Here is a 16,087-nt window from a genome sequence, read left to right on the forward strand (position 1 = left end):
CCCAATAGAGATTGGAGGAGCGTTTATGTGTTCCATTATGGGATATTGCGGCCCAGTGCTCGACCTGGAGGCATTTCAGGCCGGCTTTCAGCGCACGGTCAGTCGGGGGCCGGATGACAGCCGGATCGTTGACACAGGAAAGGGCCTGCTGGGATTCCACCGGCTGTCCATTATGGGCCTGACTTCTGCCGGGATGCAGCCCTTTGCGCTGGACGGCAGCTTCGTGGTGTGCAACGGCGAGATATACGGCTTTGAAAAGCTAAAAAAGCGACTGGAAGAAAAATATACCTTTGCCAGCGACTCTGACTGTGAGCTGCTGCTCCCTCTGTACCGGGAATACGGGGTGGAGATGTTCCGGATGCTGGATGCGGAATTCGCCTGCATCCTCTATGACGGTGAGAGACAGGAGTACATCGCCGCCCGTGATCCCATCGGCATCCGCCCCCTCTATTACGGATATGACAGCCAAGGAGTTATCCTCTTTGCCAGCGAGCCCCAGAACCTGCTGGGCCTGGCGGCGGGAGAAATACTGCCCTTCCCCCCTGGACATTACTATAAGGACGGCAGATTTATCTGTTACCGGGATATGACCCAGGTGGAGCGGATCTGCCGGGATGACCTGGAAACGGTATGCCGGAACATCCGGGAAAAGCTGATCGCCGGGGTGGAAAAGCGGCTGGTGGCCGACGCCAAGGTGGGCTTCCTGCTGTCCGGAGGGCTTGACTCCTCCTTGGTGTGCGCCATCGCCGCCCGGCGGAGCAAGACCCCGATTCGGACCTTTGCCATCGGCATGAGCGGCGACGCCATCGATTTGAAATACGCCAGGGAGGTGGCGGAATACATCGGCAGCCGCCACACGGAGGTGATCATCACACGGGAGGATGTGATCTCCAACCTGGAGCGGGTGATTCACCTGCTGGGCACGTACGACATTACCACCATTCGGGCCAGCGTGGGAATGTACTTGGTCTGTAAGGCCATTCACGAGCAGACCGATATTCGGGTGCTGCTCACTGGCGAGATATCCGACGAGCTGTTCGGCTATAAGTATACAGACTACGCCCCTTCTGCCCAAGCGTTTCAGGAGGAGTCGGAAAAACGGGTCCGAGAGCTGCATATGTACGATGTGCTCCGGGCAGACCGGTGTATCTCGGTCAACTCCCTGGAGGCACGAGTCCCCTTCGGAGACCTGGAGTTCGTGCGTTATGTCATGTCGGTGGACCCGGAGCGGAAGCGGAACCGATATGGAAAGGGCAAGTATCTGCTCCGCCACGCCTTCGAGGAGGGCGGCTGGCTGCCCCAGGATATCCTGTGGCGGGAGAAGGCGGCCTTCTCCGACGCTGTGGGCCACTCACTGGTGGACGACCTGAAGGAATACGCGGAACAGTGTTACACCGATGACGATTTCCAGAAGCTGAGGCAGAAGTATGTCCATGCCCGCCCCTTTACCAAGGAGTCATTGCTCTATCGTGAGATATTTGAGAAATACTATCCGGGGCAGAGCGGGATGGTCCTGGATTTCTGGATGCCCAACCGGGAGTGGGAGGGCTGCGACGTGGATGACCCCTCCGCCCGTGTGCTGGCCAACTACGGCCAGAGCGGAGTTTAAGACCATCACATAGGAAGCGAGTGAGCAGTTTGAAAGCGACTTTGATCTTGGAAAACGGAAGCGTCCTCTCCGGTACCAGCATCGGGAGCACAGAGGCGCGGGTGTGCGAGCTGGTGTTCAACACCTCCATGACTGGCTACCAGGAGATCCTGACCGATCCCTCCTATGCCGGACAGGGCGTGGTCATGTCCTATCCCCTCATCGGCAACTACGGGGTGAACAGCGAGGACAACGAGTCCAGCCGCCCTTGGGTGGAGATGCTGGTGGTTCGCCATCTGTCCCCCAGGGGGAGCAACTTCCGCCGAGAGATGGACCTGGGGGATTATATGAAGGAGCATGATATCCCCGGCATCGAGGGGGTGGATACCCGTGCCCTGACCAAGTTGCTCCGCAGCCAGGGGAGCATGAACGCCATGCTGACCTGTGCCCAGCAGTTTGATGTGGGGCAGGTATTGGAGCGGCTGCACGCCTATAAGGTCCGGGATACGATCCAGAAGGTTACCCGCTCCGCCCCGGAGGAATTTCCCGCCATAGGGGAGGAGCGGTACCATGTGGCCATGATGGACTACGGAGTCAAGCAGAATATGATAGACTGTCTCCGCCGCCGGGGATGCAGCGTCACGGCGCTGCCCGCCTCCACCCCGGCCGAGACGGTCCTCTCCGGCGGCTATGATGGGGTGCTGTTGTCCAACGGCCCTGGGGACCCGGCGGAGAACACAGACATGATCCGGGAGATAAAAAAGCTCTATGACAGCGGCCTGCCCCTGTATGGCATCTGTCTGGGCCACCAGATGCTGGCACTGGCCACCGGGGCCAGGACGGGAAAGATGGACTATGGCCACCGGGGCGGGAACCACCCGGTCCGGGATGTAGAGAGGGGCCGGGTGTTTATCACCAGTCAAAACCACGGCTATATGGTACTGGCCGATACCGTGGACCCGGTGGTGGCCCAGGTGTCCCACATCAATGCCAACGACGGAACCTGCGAGGGACTGCGCTACCGCCGCCCCAACTGCTTTTCCACACAGTTCCATCCAGAGGCCAACCCCGGCCCCAGGGATATGGAGTATCTGTTTGACCGATTTGTAGCGTCTATGGGAGGGAAAACAAATGAGTGAAATGCCTCAAAAGCGGGAGCTGCTCTACGAGGGCAAGGCGAAAAAGGTGTACGCCACAGATGACCCGGAGCTGCTGATTGTATCCTATAAGGATGACGCCACCGCCTTCAATGGGCTGAAAAAGGGTACCATCGTCGGTAAGGGTGTCATCAACAACCGGATGAGCGATCTGCTGATGGCCCGGCTGGAGCGGGAGGGAATCCCCACCCACCTGGTCCGGGAGCTCAACGACCGGGATACCCTGGTAAAGAGGGTGGCCATCGTCCCCCTGGAGGTCATCGTGCGCAACATTGCCGCTGGCTCCTTTTCCAAGCGGTACGGGGTGGCCGAAGGAGCGGTCTTTTACCGGCCGACCCTGGAGTTTTCCTATAAGAATGATGAGCTGGGGGACCCTCTGCTCAACGACGACCATGTGCTCGCCCTGGGGCTGGCTTCCCCGGAGGAGGTAGCGGTCATCCGGCGCTATGCCCTGGAGGTCAACAGGCTGCTCCGGGAGATCTGGAAGCAGTGCGGCGTCACACTGGTGGACTTCAAGCTGGAGTTTGGCCGGCTGCCAGACGGCACCATAATCCTGGCCGATGAGATCAGCCCCGACACCTGCCGCCTGTGGGACAGTCAGACTGGGGACAAACTGGACAAGGACCGCTTCCGCCGGGATCTGGGCGGCGTGGAGGCGGCCTACCGCCAGGTCATGGACCGGCTCAACCAACAACTGTAAACGGAGGGAAAGATATGTCAAACTGCGCCATCGTGGGCATCAACTGGGGGGACGAGGGCAAGGGAAGGATGGTGGATCTGCTCACCCAGGACTATGACCTTGTGGTCCGCTACCAGGGGGGCGGCAACGCCGGACACACCGTCATCAACCAGTATGGAAAATTTGCCCTCCATCTTCTTCCCTCGGGTATTTTCCGCCCGGGGGTCGTCAATGTCCTGGGGAACGGGGTGGCTCTGGACCCGGAGAACCTGTGGACAGAGATAGAGGATGTGATGTCCAGAGGAGTGGAGATCAGCCCGGAGAATCTGAAGATCAGCGACCGGGCCTCGCTTCTGCTGCCCTGGCACCGGGAGCTGGACGAGCTGGAGGAGAAGCGGCTGAAGGACCACAAGTATGGCTCAACCAAGCAGGGGATTGCCCCCTTCTACTCCGATAAGTACCAGAAAAAGACCATTATGGCCGGAGAGCTGTTCTATCCGGAGGAATTACGGGACCATCTGGCCCAGCTTCTGGAGTGGAAGAACCTAACCTTGACTAAGGTGTATGGGGCAGAGCCCTTCACCATGGAGAGGGTGGAGGAGTGGCTGGCCAACAGCTGCGAAAAAATCAAGCCCTATCTCTGTGACAGCGGGGCCTATTTGAAGCAGGCCCAGAGCCGGGGAAAGAGCATCCTCTTCGAAGCCCAGCTGGGTTCCCTTCGGGACCTGGACTTCGGCATCTACCCCTACACCACCTCATCTAACACCACGGCGGCCTACGCCCCTATCGGTTCCGGCCTGCCCTCCGCCAAAATTGACCGGGTGGTAGGTGTGGTAAAGGCATACTCCACCTGTGTAGGGGAGGGGCCCTTTGTCTGTGAGATGTTCGGTCCGGAGGCGGAGAAACTGAGGAAGGCGGGAGCGGAATACGGCGCCAAGACCGGCCGGCCGCGGCGGGTAGGCCCCATCGACCTGGTGGCCACCCGGTACGGGGTGGAAATCCAGGGGGCCACAGAGATCGCGCTGACCAAACTGGATGTACTCAGCTATCTGGACCGAATCCCTGTGTGCGTCCGCTACCGGCTGGACGGCCAGCCTACAGAGAGCTTTCCCTTCCCCACGGCCCTGGGCAAAGCCCTGCCGGAGATCGAGTATCTGCCGGGCTGGAAGCAGGACATCTCCTCGGCCCGTAGGTGGGAGGATCTGCCCCGCCAGGCCCAGGAGTATGTGGGCCATGTGGAGCGGGCCATCGGCTGTCCTATCGCCTATATCTCGGTGGGGCCGGAGCGGGACAGCGTCATCAGAGTATAAGGAGGACGACAAATGACTGACCGATATGAATCCCCGCTGTCTACCCGTTACGCCTCCCCCTATATGCTCCAGCTTTTTTCCGCCGATACCCGCTATCAGACCTGGCGGCGGCTGTGGGTTTCCCTGGCACGGGCGGAGATGGAACTGGGCCTGCCCATTACCCAGGGGCAGGTAGAGGAGTTGGAGGCCCACATCTCCGAGATCGACTATGACTGTGTCAGGCGGCGGGAGAAAGAGGTGCGCCACGACGTGATGGCCCATGTCTACGCCTTTGGACAGGCGGCCCCCTCTGCCGCCGGCATCATCCATCTGGGGGCCACCAGCTGCTATGTCACAGACAACGCCGATCTGATCCTTTACCGGGATGGGCTGCGCTATCTCCGCCAGCAGCTGCTTCAGGTGATGGCCAATCTGGCCGACTTTGCCCAGCAATATCGGGCCCTGCCTACCCTGGGCTACACTCACTATCAGCCCGCCCAGCTGGTCACGGTAGGTAAGCGGGCGGCGCTCTGGCTCCAGGACTTGGAGTCCGACCTGTCCGAACTGGACTTCACCCTGAAGAACGTCAAGTTCCTGGGCTGCCGTGGGACTACCGGCACTGAAGCCAGCTTCCTGGACCTGTTTGACGGGGACCAGGAGAAGATCAGTCAAATGAACCGGAAGATTTCCTCTGACTTCGGATTTGAGGAGTGCTTCCCGGTGTGCGGCCAGACCTACCCCAGAAAGCTGGACAGCCGCATTTTGAATTGCCTCTCCTCTATCGCCCAGAGCTGTTACCGTATGGCCAATGATATCCGCCTGCTCCAGCACGACAGGCAGGTGGAGGAGCCCTTTGAAAAGGACCAGATTGGGTCCTCCGCCATGGCTTATAAGCGCAACCCTATGCGCTGTGAGCGAATCTGCTCCCTGGCCCGCTATCTGATGGCCGACGCTATGAATGCCCCTATGACTGCCTCGACCCAGTGGCTGGAGCGGACGCTGGACGACTCAGCCAACCGGCGCATTGCCCTGCCCGAGGGCTTCTTGTGCGCTGACGCTATCCTGCGTCTGGCCCAGAATGTAACAAACGGGCTCCATGTCAATGAAAGAGTGATTGAGAAAACGGTAAAGGAGTACCTGCCCTTCATCGCCACGGAAAATCTGATGATGGAGGCGGTAAAGCGGGGGGGAGACCGGCAGGAGCTCCATGAAATCATCCGCCGCTGCTCCATGGCAGCCACCGCCCGGATGAAAGATGGGGGGGACTGCGACCTGTTGGACCGGCTGGCCGGGGAGCCGTCCTTCGGCCTGTCACGAGGGGATATGGAGCGGCTGCTGAACCCGGAGCTGTATACCGGCCGGTGTGCCCAGCAGGTGGAGGACTTTGTCCAGAGCATCCGTCCGCTGTTTGCGGATCTGGAGCGGGAGACTGCCCGGATCGAGCTGTGAGAACAGGCTGCGGCCAGTGAAGGGAGAGAAGGGGCTATGACAAACTATATCTTTGTGACTGGAGGCGTGGTGTCCGGCCTGGGCAAGGGGATCACAGCGGCGTCCTTGGGCCGGCTCCTGAAGCAGAGGGGGCTGAAGGTAAAAGTCCAGAAGCTGGACCCATATCTCAACGTGGACCCAGGGACCATGTCCCCCTATCAGCACGGGGAGGTCTTTGTCACCGATGATGGGGCGGAAACTGACCTGGACCTAGGCCACTATGAGCGTTTCATCGATGAGAATCTGACGGTAAACTCCTCGGTATCAGCGGGCCGGATATACTGGAACGTACTGAATCGGGAGCGGAAAGGGGACTATTTGGGTGGAACGGTCCAAATCATCCCCCATATTACCGACGAGATCAAGCGGTGTATTTATACCTTGGAGGGGCCTGAAACCGATGTAGCCATTGTAGAGATCGGTGGTACGGTAGGCGATATCGAATCCCAGCCGTTCCTGGAGGCCATCCGCCAGGTGGCCGCCGAGCGGGGGAGAAAAAACGTCATGTTTCTCCATGTATCCCTCATCGTATCCATCCCAGGGACCGGGGAGCTGAAATCAAAGCCCACCCAGCACTCGGCCAAGGAGCTGCTCTCGCTGGGCATCCAGCCCGATGTTATCCTGTGCCGTAGTGATGAGGCGGTGCCCCAGGAGATCCTGGAAAAGATATCCTTGTTCTGCAATATCCCGGTGGAAAACGCCATCCCAAATCTGACCGCCGGCCTGCTCTACGAGGTCCCGCTGATGCTGGAGAAGGCGGGACTGGCTCAGGTGGTGGTGAAGCATCTGGGGCTGGAGTGCCACGCTCCGGACCTGACCGAGTGGGATACTATGGTTCAGCGGGCCAAGCACCCAAAAGGAGAAGTGGAGGTCGCACTGGTGGGTAAGTATGTGGCCCTCCATGACGCCTACCTCTCTGTGGTGGAGGCGCTGACCCACGGAGGGATCGAGAACGGGGTAAAGGTACACATCCGCTGGGTAGACAGCGAAGCGGTCACAGAGGGCAACGTGGAGATGCTCCTTGCCGGAGTGGACGGCGTCCTGGTACCCGGCGGCTTTGGCAGCCGGGGGATCGAGGGCAAGATCTCCGCCATCCGCTATGCCAGGGAGCATAAAATACCGTTTCTGGGCATCTGTCTGGGAATGCAGATGGCGGTGGTGGAGTTTGCCCGCCATGTGTGCGGTATGAAGGGGGCTCACTCCAGCGAGCTGGACCCGGACACACCTTATCCCGTCATCGACCTGATGGAGGGCCAGCGGGGCGTGACCGACAAGGGAGGCACCATGCGCCTGGGCGCCTTCCCGTGCCGCATTGACCGGGAAGACACAGCGGCGTTCCAAGCTTACAGAACGTCGGACATCTCGGAGCGGCACCGGCACCGCTATGAGTTCAACAACGAATATCGCCAGCGGTTGACCCAAGCTGGGCTGCGCCTGTCTGGTTTGTCGCCGGACGGTCGGCTGGTGGAGATAGTAGAGCTGCCCTCCCATCCCTGGTTTGTAGGCGTCCAATTCCACCCGGAGCTGAAAAGCCGGCCCAACCGGGCACATCCGCTGTTTCGGGAATTTATATTCGCGGCGAAGGAGAAAAGCGGAGCGTAAGAGCGTGCGCGGGCCGGCTTTTTGCCAGCTCCGGCGGTTTCCGCGGCAGCGGAGAGCCGGAGGGCATTGAAACACCGGGACAAACACGGGGGGAGCCCGTGTTTGCGCCCGGCCCAACCGGGCACATCCGCTGTTTCGGGAATTTATATTCGCGGCGAAGGAGAAAAACAGGGAATAAGGAAGCGCGCGGGCCGGCGCCAGCTTCAGAGCGGGAGGAATAGAAATGAGCATCCATGAGGAGTGCGGTGTATTCGGCGTCATCAGCCAAGCCCCGATCCAGGCGGCTAGTCTGGCCTATTACGGACTGTATGCCCTCCAGCACCGGGGACAGGAGAGCTGCGGCATCGTGGTCAACGACGACGGTGTATTCTTCTCAAGAAAGGATCTGGGGCTGTTGAGCCAGGCCTTTTCTCAGGAGGAGCTGGCCCGATTTCCCAAGGGAGCCATGGCGGTGGGCCATGTGAGGTACGGCACTACCGGGGCCGCAAATCGCGGCAACTGCCAACCCATTGAGGTCAACCATGTGAAGGGGCACATGGCCATCGCTCACAACGGAAACCTCAGCAACGCCGCCCAACTGCGGGGGCAACTGGAGCTGAAGGGAGCCATCTTTCATACCACCAGCGATACAGAGATTATTGCCTATACCATTACAAGAAAGCGGCTGACCTGCCCCTCCATTGAGGAAGCTCTGAGCAAGGCCATGGATGAGCTGGAGGGGGCTTACTCTCTGGTACTCATGTCTCCCAGGAAGCTGATCTGCGCCCGAGATCCCTATGGGTTCCGTCCCCTGTGTTATGGGGAACTGCCTGGCGGGGGCTATGTGGCAGCCTCGGAGAGCTGTGCTCTGACTGCCGTAGGAGCGCGGTTCGTCCGTGATGTAGAGCCAGGAGAGATCCTGGTATTCAGTCCGGAAGGAATGGTCGCCCGGAGGGAGCACTGTGGAAAAGCCGCGAGGCGGCCTTGTATTTTTGAGTACATCTATTTTGCCCGTCCGGACTCGGTCATCGATGGGGTATCCGTCCACGCCGCCCGACTCCGGGCCGGAAGGATCCTGGCACAGGAGCACCCGGCTCAGGCGGACGTGGTGGTAGGGGTGCCGGACTCAGGGCTGGACGCCGCCCTTGGATTCAGCCAGGCCTCCGGTATCCCATACGGAATTGGACTGCTCAAAAACAAGTATATTGGGCGCACCTTTATCTCGCCGGGACAGGAGCAGCGTCTGGACAAGGTGAAGATCAAGCTCAGTGCCATCGGAGAGACTGTCCGGGGAAAGCGAGTAGTCCTCATTGACGACTCCATTGTCCGGGGTACTACCAGCGGCCGTATTGTCAGCCTTCTACGAGAGGCGGGAGCCTGTGAGATCCATGTGCGTGTTTCGGCGCCACCCTTTTTGAATCCCTGCTACTATGGCACAGATATCGACTCGAAGGAAAATCTGATTGCCTGCAGCCACACGCCAGAGGAAATATCAGACATGATAGGGGCGGATTCGCTGGGGTATCTTCCACTGTCCAAGCTGGGGGAACTTATCGGGGGAGGGAACTGCTGTGACGCCTGTTTCAGCGGCCGATATCCCACCGCAATACCCTCGGATACCAGGAAGGACCGCTTTGAACGGAAGCTATCCCAGTAGATGGTGCCAGCAGCGGACAGTAAATCGAGGGATGTCACCTCCTAAGATTGGAAGGAAAAGAATCAGATATTTAAACAGAGAGGAAAATCTCCCATTTCAATCATTGAAATGGGAGATTTTTAGATTAGAGAGATGAAATCGCTCCCCTTATAAGATCCTGCCTGTACCGGACAGGTTCAGCGTATTTTTCTCTTGGAAGGACGGATGATCAGGAATAACACGCCTGCAAGGAGAAGAACACATTGGGTCACAATGGCGCCCACGGGCAAGGAAAAGGCCGGATCTAGCACGCCCAGGGCCAGAGGACGGCTTACAAAGATACTGCCATTTAACAGTCCAAGGGATTCAGGTAGGGGCAGCGCCGTCAGAAGAATGGGAAGGAGCATCCACGGGAAGATCAGCCAGGGCCGTACTCTCCCTAACTGCCAGCCACTTCCCAGGGCAAACACCAAAGGAGGGGCCAGGGTAGCCAGGGCTGGGAGGACCAGTTCCCCCCAGCGGTACCAGCCGAAGTATCGACCGTAAAACACCGCCGCTTCGCCCAGGCAGGCCAAGGCCAGCAGCCCCGTCCCCACCAGAGCGGCGGCGCACCGGGCCAGGGCGTATCGATAGGGCTCCGCCGGGGCGGCATCGGTGAGCACCGCCGCCCGCCGGGCCTTTCCCGAAGTAAAGAAGGTCAGAAAAAACAGGGCCCCGATCCACATCAGGGGGAGCAGCCGGCACAGGTAGTCCCCAAAGCTCCATGGGGAGAAGGGGGCAGTGTGGGACACCCCCAGGATGGTCACCCGATCCAGGACCTGCCACCCGTAAAACAGCAGGACTGCCAACAGGCCCAGGAAAAACTTGTTCCACAGCAGCCGCCTGCACTCATATCCGAAAATCTTAGCCAAGATTCAACGCCTCCTCCGTCAGCCCGCAGGCATCCAAAAACTCCTGATAGGTGAGATAGGGATACATGGGGTCCAGCTCTCGGGTAAACAGGCCGCACAGAACCTGGTCCATGGCCTCTTCCCCGCCGACCAGTTTCTCCGCCTTTAAGATCTTCAAGGGCATCTCGTGGTACTGACGTATGAAGGACAGACTGTTGCTGATCGCTAATTGCTCCTCCTGGGGCAACTTGGCCAAGAACTCTGGATTGCGGACATAGAAATCTAGGTAGTAGTCCTCCACCTCCCGCTTCCACTGGTCTACATAGTGTGTTTGGGCGTAATCTTCGCCGTAGAGCTCCTTTACGATACGGTAGGTGGTGTACACGGTCAAGCCCTCGGCAGACCAGGGAGAGGCAGGGGCCGCCAAATCAAACATATTGCCCAGGCCCCACCACTGGTGGACCAATTCGTGTATCATTACCTCACCGGGGGCGGCGCCCTTGCCTCCGTCGCTGAGATTGGCGGAGGTGAAGTCCGCCTCATCCAGCAGGCTGGCCCCGTCTGCGGCATAGCCGCCGCCAGACACTCGGCTCTGGACAAGCTTCAGGGTTTTCCCGGCGCCAAAAGATAGGGGACCGTAATGCTCTGTGCAGTAGTCCACCACCGCCTTTACCGCATCTGCCGCGCCAGCCTCCGCCATCACAGCCTGGTGCTTACGGCCGTAATAGAACTGGATGGTCATACCCCCGGCCTGAATGTCCTCCCGGATATAGTCCCCAGCATAGACGATTCCGCCGGTGCTGCTGAACTGATAGCGCCAGGTGGCGGTGCCGTCGTCGTGCTGGGCCACCACTTCCGCCTCACTGGAGCCGAAGGGGATGACCGTCATGGAGGAGGGCAGGGTGAGCTCCATGGTGGTGGGATAACCCGCCTCGCCTGGCAGCACATTCATCAGCCGGGGAGACAGGGCTGCGTTTTCCAGACACAGGTATTCCCCGCTGATCTCCGCGCTGCCCTGCATCGTGGACATGACGTTGCTCTCTTGGGGAAAGCCGCTGTACTCCATGATTAACTCCACCTGCTCATCAGCGGGGAGAGTTACCTCCAGCAGGGCTTCGTTATATTCCTGGTAGTCGCTTACAGAGAAAGGAGCCTCCACACCGTTGGCCCGCACATTAGAGATTGTGTAGCCAGGGGTCACGCCAAAGGACGCTGTTCGTTCCTGTTGGGAGGTATTTTCAAACTGATAGCTGGCCCGACCGAAAACTGTTCCAGAGGCGGTATCTGGAAACACCTGAGCGGAGCGGCCGGTGCACACCACCCCCTCGGCGTAGGGAATTTCGTAAAAGGTCATGGCCATCAGGTCCGGGTTGCTGTGGTCTACGAAGGGCTGGGCGGCATAGGCGGCGCCAGAGCCGATCAGGAGCAGCAGGGCCACAGCGGGGCGGTAGGCCCGCCGGGCATTCTGGGCCAGAGAACCCAGGAGCCCCTTTTCATACCGCCGGACGCACAGGTAGGAAACAGCCCATATCCCAGCCAGGGCTGCCAGCCAGGTCAGGCGCATATAAGCCACGGACCGGAAGATACGAAGGTTAGAAAAGTCATCGGACAGGGCCCACACACAGGGGTTGAGCCAGCACAACTGCCAGTCCCCGGCCCACACCGTAAGACTTAAAGCGGAAAAGGAGGTAAAGAGAACCAGGGATAGGTCCACCCGCCGGGTGAACTGATAGGCGGATGCTGCCGCCAAAATGGACAGCCAAAGGGCCAGCCCCATGAGCAGCCCGTAGGCCAACAGGTAGTCGGCTCCATCAAAGACAGAGCCGATGAGTTGCCGGCTCACCGGGAACCACACTACAACAGTAAGGCTCAGTCCCAGTGCCGCTGTTGCCATTAGAGCGGGCAGGCGCACCAGGGCCATCATCAGGGGAGAGACCGCCCCGTCCACCAGCAGGCTGAACCGGCCGCGCTCCGTCCGGTCCAGCTCGTACACTGCCAGAAGGCCGAACAGGACGCCGCCCACAACGCCGCCGGCCAGAGCTGGGTTGGCCAGATAGGTGGACAGCATGGTGCTGGCGGCGGCAGGCCGGTAGAGCACCAACCCGGCGGCAGGAGAGAGGACGGTCAACAGCAGGACCAGCCAGGTCAGACGGCTTTTCAGTAGCCGCCCAAGCTCCAGAGAAAACAGACGCGGGGGCTTCATTGGACCGCCTCCTGGGAAATGAGATAGAGGTAGGCGTCCTCCAGGGTGGGGTCCGACGGCTGGGCGAAGGGAGGGAGCACGTCAGCCACCGCCCGGCAGCGGACTCCCTGGCCGGTATTTACTCGGGCGGTGATGTGAAGTCCATTCTCCTGGGCAGCGTCCTTCTCCCAAAAGATACCCACATGACCGGTGGCGGTCTGGATCAACGCCTCTGGGGTGCCAGAAAACAGGACCTGGCCCTGGTCAATGACCACAAGCTGCCCACACACGGACTGTATGTCCTCGATGATGTGGGTGGACAGCAGCACCAGCCGGTTTTGGGCGGTCTGGGAAAAGAGATTGCGGAAATGAATACGCTCTTCTGGATCCAGGCCCACTGTGGGCTCGTCCAGAATCAGCAGCTCCGGATCCCCCAAAAGAGCTTGGGCGATGCCCACCCGCTGGCGCTGCCCGCCGGACAGGGTGCGGATTTTGGCCCTTGCCTTTTCCTCCAGATTGACGGAGCGGATTACCTGCCGTATGACGGCTCTGGGGCCCCGCAATCCCTTGAGGGCTGCCATGTAGTCCAGAAACTGTTCCACAGTGAGTTCGTCGAACAGTCCGAAGTCCTGGGGCAGATAGCCCAGTCGGGCCTTCAGTTGCCGCTCCACCCTGGTCAGAGGCTGTCCATCCACCAGAATGGAGCCGGTGGTGGGGAGCAGGGCAGCCACCAGCAGCTTCATCAGGGTCGATTTGCCCGCCCCGTTGGGGCCCAGCAGACCCACCAGGCTGGGGGAGCGCAAATCCAGAGAGAGGCCCTTAAGAGCCTGCTTTCCGTTGGGATAGGTCATGCCGACGGTTTGAATGTTGATCTCCATATGTGTCAGGTTCCTTTCTGCTTGGGATGCGGCTAGGATACCAGCGCCGTATGGAGACGGTTTGGAGCGGGTGTGTGTTTTGTGTGGAGATTCAGAGGGAATATGGATTTGGTATACAAAGCGTGATATGCTTCCGCCAACGGTAGATTGGGGAGATGAGGCCTGACGAATGGTGGTTTCCTGATTTTGCGGCCTGCTTTCTCCCGCTGTCTTCGCTGAACAGAGGGACGATTAACGTGCGGCTCAATTCTCGCGCTGGGAAAAGGCCGCATATTGTGTCTATCAGCGTTCCAATGTGTGGATTTTTCTAGCGGTGTTTTTTACAATCGAAATCACCGGCACAGCCAGTGGTTATGATTCGGGGGCCAAAGTGGGGGAGAAGGGAATGGTTTTCTCATGATACCTCTTCTAAAAAGCGGACAGACGCCCGTACTCCCTCTGGGGTGTTTTCAATGGTGCAGGTGGCTCCGTGCCGCTCCAGGATCATTTTCACCAGATAGAGCCCCAGGCCGCTGCCGCCGGTGCTCCGGTTCCGGGAGGCTTCCGCCCGGTAAAAGGCCTCGAACAGGTGGGGGAGAGCCTCCTCCCCAATATGGGCCCCGGTATTTTCCACCGTCAGGGCGGGGCAGCCATCCAGGAGGCCACACCACACCCGAATCTCGGCCCCCTCGGGGGAGTAGAGGGCGGCGTTGGAGAGAAGATTGCCCACCGCCTTACCCAGCAGAGAGGGGTCCCCCTCTACCGTGATTTCGGTGGTCAGACAGGCGGAGAGCCGCTGCCCCCGCTGTTCCAGCAGCCCAGCATCTTGGGAAAGTTGTTTCTCCAACAGGGCTGCCAGGCCCACGGCTTCCCTCTCCACGGTTACTATCCCCTGTTCCACACGGGAAATGTTCAGCATCTCCTGAATCAGGCTCTCCATCCGTCCAGTGACCTGGAGGGAGCGGAGCAGATATTTGTCCCGGTCCCGGTACACGTCCACCCCCTCCAGCATCCCGGTCAACTGTCCCTTCAGAATGGTGACCGGGGTCTTCAGCTCGTGGGAGGCGGCGGAAAAGAAGGCCGTCCGCTGCCGCTGGCGCTCTCGCTCCCGTTCGATCTCTCCGCGCAGGGTCTGGTTGGCTGCCTCCAGTTCAGCCAGGGAGGCGGACAGCCGATGGGACATCTGGTCCAGGCTGCGTCCCAGCTGCCCGATTTCGTCCCGGCGCCGCTCTCCGCACTCCCAGTGGAAGTCCAGCCCGGCCATTTTTTGGGCGATGCCGCTGAGTCGGACGATAGGTCGGGTGATATAGCGAGAGTATCCAAAGGCGCACAGAAGGGAAAAGACCAGCAGCACCAGCAACAGCCACGGGGCCATCTGGACCAGCGCCCGCACCGCCAGATTTTCCGCCTCCATCCGCGGGGTGACATAGAGAGAATAGGGATCCTCTCCATCGGAAAACCGTACTTCGGTGACAATGGTGTCCTGTTCGGACATGGTGACGGAAACCATATCACCGGCCACAGAGGTACCCTCTGCCCGGGCGATGGCGGCGTCTGCCTCTCCCAAGTTGCCGGATGCCGTGATTACCATGGTGCTGTCCTCATACAGCGGTTGGACGGCCAACTGGGCACCAGTGTCGGCGAGCGCTCCGTCCGGACCGACCAGCATAGCCTGGGCTCCGGACGCACGGATGAAATCGTCCAACAGAGGCCCACAGTCCCTATATGAGGACTGCTCCAGCTTGACTGCGAGGGCCTTCACCTGCCGTGTCAGGTCATCGTTGACAACAGCGGTATAGGTGCTGGGGGTGGCCCAGGCAATCAGACCGAAGGTCACTGCCCCCGCACCGAATAGAATTAGGACAGTAATGAGGAAAACACGGACAGTCAGGCTTTCAGCGAGCCGTTTTCCCAGCACGATAGCCCACCCCCCTTACCGTTTCGATGTAGCCGGCCCCCAGCTTGTGGCGTAGGTTTTTGATGTGGCTGTCCACCACCCGTTCATCTCCGTAAAAGTCATAACCCCACAGCTTGGCCAGCAACATTTCCCGGGTAAACACTCTTCCGGGGGCGGCGGCAAAGGTGTGTAGCAGCTCAAATTCCCGTGCGGTCAGCTCCAGCGGTCGGCCGTTCAGAAGGGCCTCGCGGGCGTCTGGGTCTATCACCAGCTCCCGGTAGTGCAGCCGGCTGTCACTCTCCACAACGTCAAAACGGCGGAGGATTACCCGAATCTTCTCCAGAAGGATGGGCATGGAGAAGGGCTTGGTCACATAGTCGTCCACATCCAGACCAAAGCCCCGTAACTGCTCCTCCTCACCATCCAGGGCGGTGAGCATCAGGATGGGCACATCAGACTCTCGCCGGATCAATTCACATACGCCGAAGCCGTCGATTTTTGGCAGCATCAAGTCCAGAAGGATCAAATCAAAGGTCCCCTTTTGAAAGCGGTCCAGAGCCGCAACCCCATCTCCCACGATCTCTACGTCATATCCAGTGTCTCTGAGATAAGCGCCCAGGAGCTCTTGGATGTCTGGCTCGTCCTCTACGACCAAGATTTTTTTCATGTGAGATCACCTCTATACTAGTATAGTACAGGTTTATGAATTTCGTATGAAGAAGCCTATCTTCCATATCAATTTGAACAACCCATAAAATGACAGACTTTAGGTGGACCCCCATGACATTTACAAAGGCGTCCCAGGGATAATAGGGGCAGACAAACTCCAGGCCCTCTATCGAC

12 protein-coding genes are annotated in these 16,087 nt (G+C 59.5%); 7 read left to right on the forward strand and 5 right to left on the reverse strand.

From position 1 onward, the window contains the following. Positions 1-25 precede the first annotated feature (25 nt). The 7 genes from asnB (at position 26) to purF (ending at position 9,439) form a co-directional block, all read left to right on the forward strand. A complete protein-coding gene (gene asnB / locus WKS99_RS06315; RefSeq protein ID WP_340405565.1) occupies positions 26-1,609 on the forward strand; it encodes an asparagine synthase B in 1,584 nt (527 codons plus the stop codon). Between the two features lie 29 nt (positions 1,610-1,638). Then, positions 1,639-2,727 (forward strand): carbamoyl phosphate synthase small subunit, encoded by a 1,089-nt coding sequence (locus WKS99_RS06320; protein WP_240288911.1) that lies wholly within the window; start codon positions 1,639-1,641, stop codon positions 2,725-2,727. After that, positions 2,720-3,445 (forward strand): phosphoribosylaminoimidazolesuccinocarboxamide synthase, encoded by a 726-nt coding sequence (purC, locus tag WKS99_RS06325; protein ID WP_240288014.1) that lies wholly within the window; start codon positions 2,720-2,722, stop codon positions 3,443-3,445. The genes WKS99_RS06320 and purC overlap by 8 nt, the downstream gene beginning before the upstream one ends. A gap of 14 nt (positions 3,446-3,459) precedes the next feature. Continuing rightward, complete coding sequence (locus WKS99_RS06330) at positions 3,460-4,734, forward strand: adenylosuccinate synthase (protein ID WP_186853086.1); 1,275 nt, start codon at positions 3,460-3,462, stop codon at positions 4,732-4,734. A gap of 12 nt (positions 4,735-4,746) precedes the next feature. Then, positions 4,747-6,162, forward strand: coding sequence for an adenylosuccinate lyase (gene purB / locus WKS99_RS06335; RefSeq protein ID WP_186853085.1), 1,416 nt, complete (start codon positions 4,747-4,749; stop codon positions 6,160-6,162). Positions 6,163-6,198: 36 nt separating this feature from the next. Next, the gene (locus tag WKS99_RS06340; RefSeq protein WP_240288012.1) at positions 6,199-7,803 is read left to right on the forward strand and encodes a CTP synthase; all 1,605 of its coding nucleotides are present in this window, start codon (positions 6,199-6,201) and stop codon (positions 7,801-7,803) included. A 223-nt stretch (positions 7,804-8,026) separates the two neighbouring features. Beyond that, the gene (purF, locus tag WKS99_RS06345; protein ID WP_340405566.1) at positions 8,027-9,439 is read left to right on the forward strand and encodes an amidophosphoribosyltransferase; all 1,413 of its coding nucleotides are present in this window, start codon (positions 8,027-8,029) and stop codon (positions 9,437-9,439) included. A 176-nt stretch (positions 9,440-9,615) separates the two neighbouring features. Here purF and WKS99_RS06350 read toward each other — a convergent pair whose 3' ends face one another. The 5 genes from WKS99_RS06350 to WKS99_RS06370 all read right to left on the reverse strand — a co-directional run bounded on the left by WKS99_RS06350 (position 9,616) and on the right by WKS99_RS06370 (position 15,911). Then, positions 9,616-10,329: a hypothetical protein gene (locus WKS99_RS06350; RefSeq protein WP_340405567.1), complete on the reverse strand. Its 714-nt coding sequence runs from the start codon at positions 10,327-10,329 to the stop codon at positions 9,616-9,618. Further along, positions 10,322-12,511, reverse strand: coding sequence for a hypothetical protein (locus tag WKS99_RS06355; protein WP_340405568.1), 2,190 nt, complete (start codon positions 12,509-12,511; stop codon positions 10,322-10,324). The genes WKS99_RS06350 and WKS99_RS06355 overlap by 8 nt, the downstream gene beginning before the upstream one ends. Continuing rightward, positions 12,508-13,368 carry an ABC transporter ATP-binding protein gene (locus WKS99_RS13465; protein ID WP_435322184.1) on the reverse strand — a complete coding sequence of 287 codons (861 nt, stop codon included), beginning with the start codon at positions 13,366-13,368 and terminating at the stop codon, positions 12,508-12,510. The genes WKS99_RS06355 and WKS99_RS13465 overlap by 4 nt, the downstream gene beginning before the upstream one ends. Before the next feature lie 394 nt (positions 13,369-13,762). Next, on the reverse strand, positions 13,763-15,265 hold the full coding sequence (locus tag WKS99_RS06365; protein WP_262670089.1) for a sensor histidine kinase: 1,503 nt from the start codon (positions 15,263-15,265) through the stop codon (positions 13,763-13,765). Next, positions 15,243-15,911 (reverse strand): response regulator transcription factor, encoded by a 669-nt coding sequence (locus WKS99_RS06370; RefSeq protein ID WP_240288002.1) that lies wholly within the window; start codon positions 15,909-15,911, stop codon positions 15,243-15,245. The genes WKS99_RS06365 and WKS99_RS06370 overlap by 23 nt, the downstream gene beginning before the upstream one ends. Positions 15,912-16,087 lie beyond the last annotated feature (176 nt).

The organism is Flintibacter sp. HCN-6482 (assembly GCF_037892565.1).
Taxonomy (GTDB): domain Bacteria; phylum Bacillota; class Clostridia; order Oscillospirales; family Oscillospiraceae; genus Lawsonibacter; species Lawsonibacter aceti.

What these genes read in the sequence shown, in the direction of transcription:
- purF (WP_340405566.1), top strand. Translation starts at nt 8,027, where the DNA reads ATGAGCATCCATGAGGAGTGCGGTGTATTCGGCGTCATCAGCCAAGCC.
- purB (WP_186853085.1), top strand. Translation starts at nt 4,747, where the DNA reads ATGACTGACCGATATGAATCCCCGCTGTCTACCCGTTACGCCTCCCCC.
- asnB (WP_340405565.1), top strand. Translation starts at nt 26, where the DNA reads ATGTGTTCCATTATGGGATATTGCGGCCCAGTGCTCGACCTGGAGGCA.
- WKS99_RS06370 (WP_240288002.1), bottom strand. Translation starts at nt 15,911, where the DNA reads ATGAAAAAAATCTTGGTCGTAGAGGACGAGCCAGACATCCAAGAGCTC.
- WKS99_RS13465 (WP_435322184.1), bottom strand. Translation starts at nt 13,368, where the DNA reads ATGGAGATCAACATTCAAACCGTCGGCATGACCTATCCCAACGGAAAG.
- WKS99_RS06355 (WP_340405568.1), bottom strand. Translation starts at nt 12,511, where the DNA reads ATGAAGCCCCCGCGTCTGTTTTCTCTGGAGCTTGGGCGGCTACTGAAA.
- WKS99_RS06340 (WP_240288012.1), top strand. Translation starts at nt 6,199, where the DNA reads ATGACAAACTATATCTTTGTGACTGGAGGCGTGGTGTCCGGCCTGGGC.
- purC (WP_240288014.1), top strand. Translation starts at nt 2,720, where the DNA reads ATGAGTGAAATGCCTCAAAAGCGGGAGCTGCTCTACGAGGGCAAGGCG.
- WKS99_RS06330 (WP_186853086.1), top strand. Translation starts at nt 3,460, where the DNA reads ATGTCAAACTGCGCCATCGTGGGCATCAACTGGGGGGACGAGGGCAAG.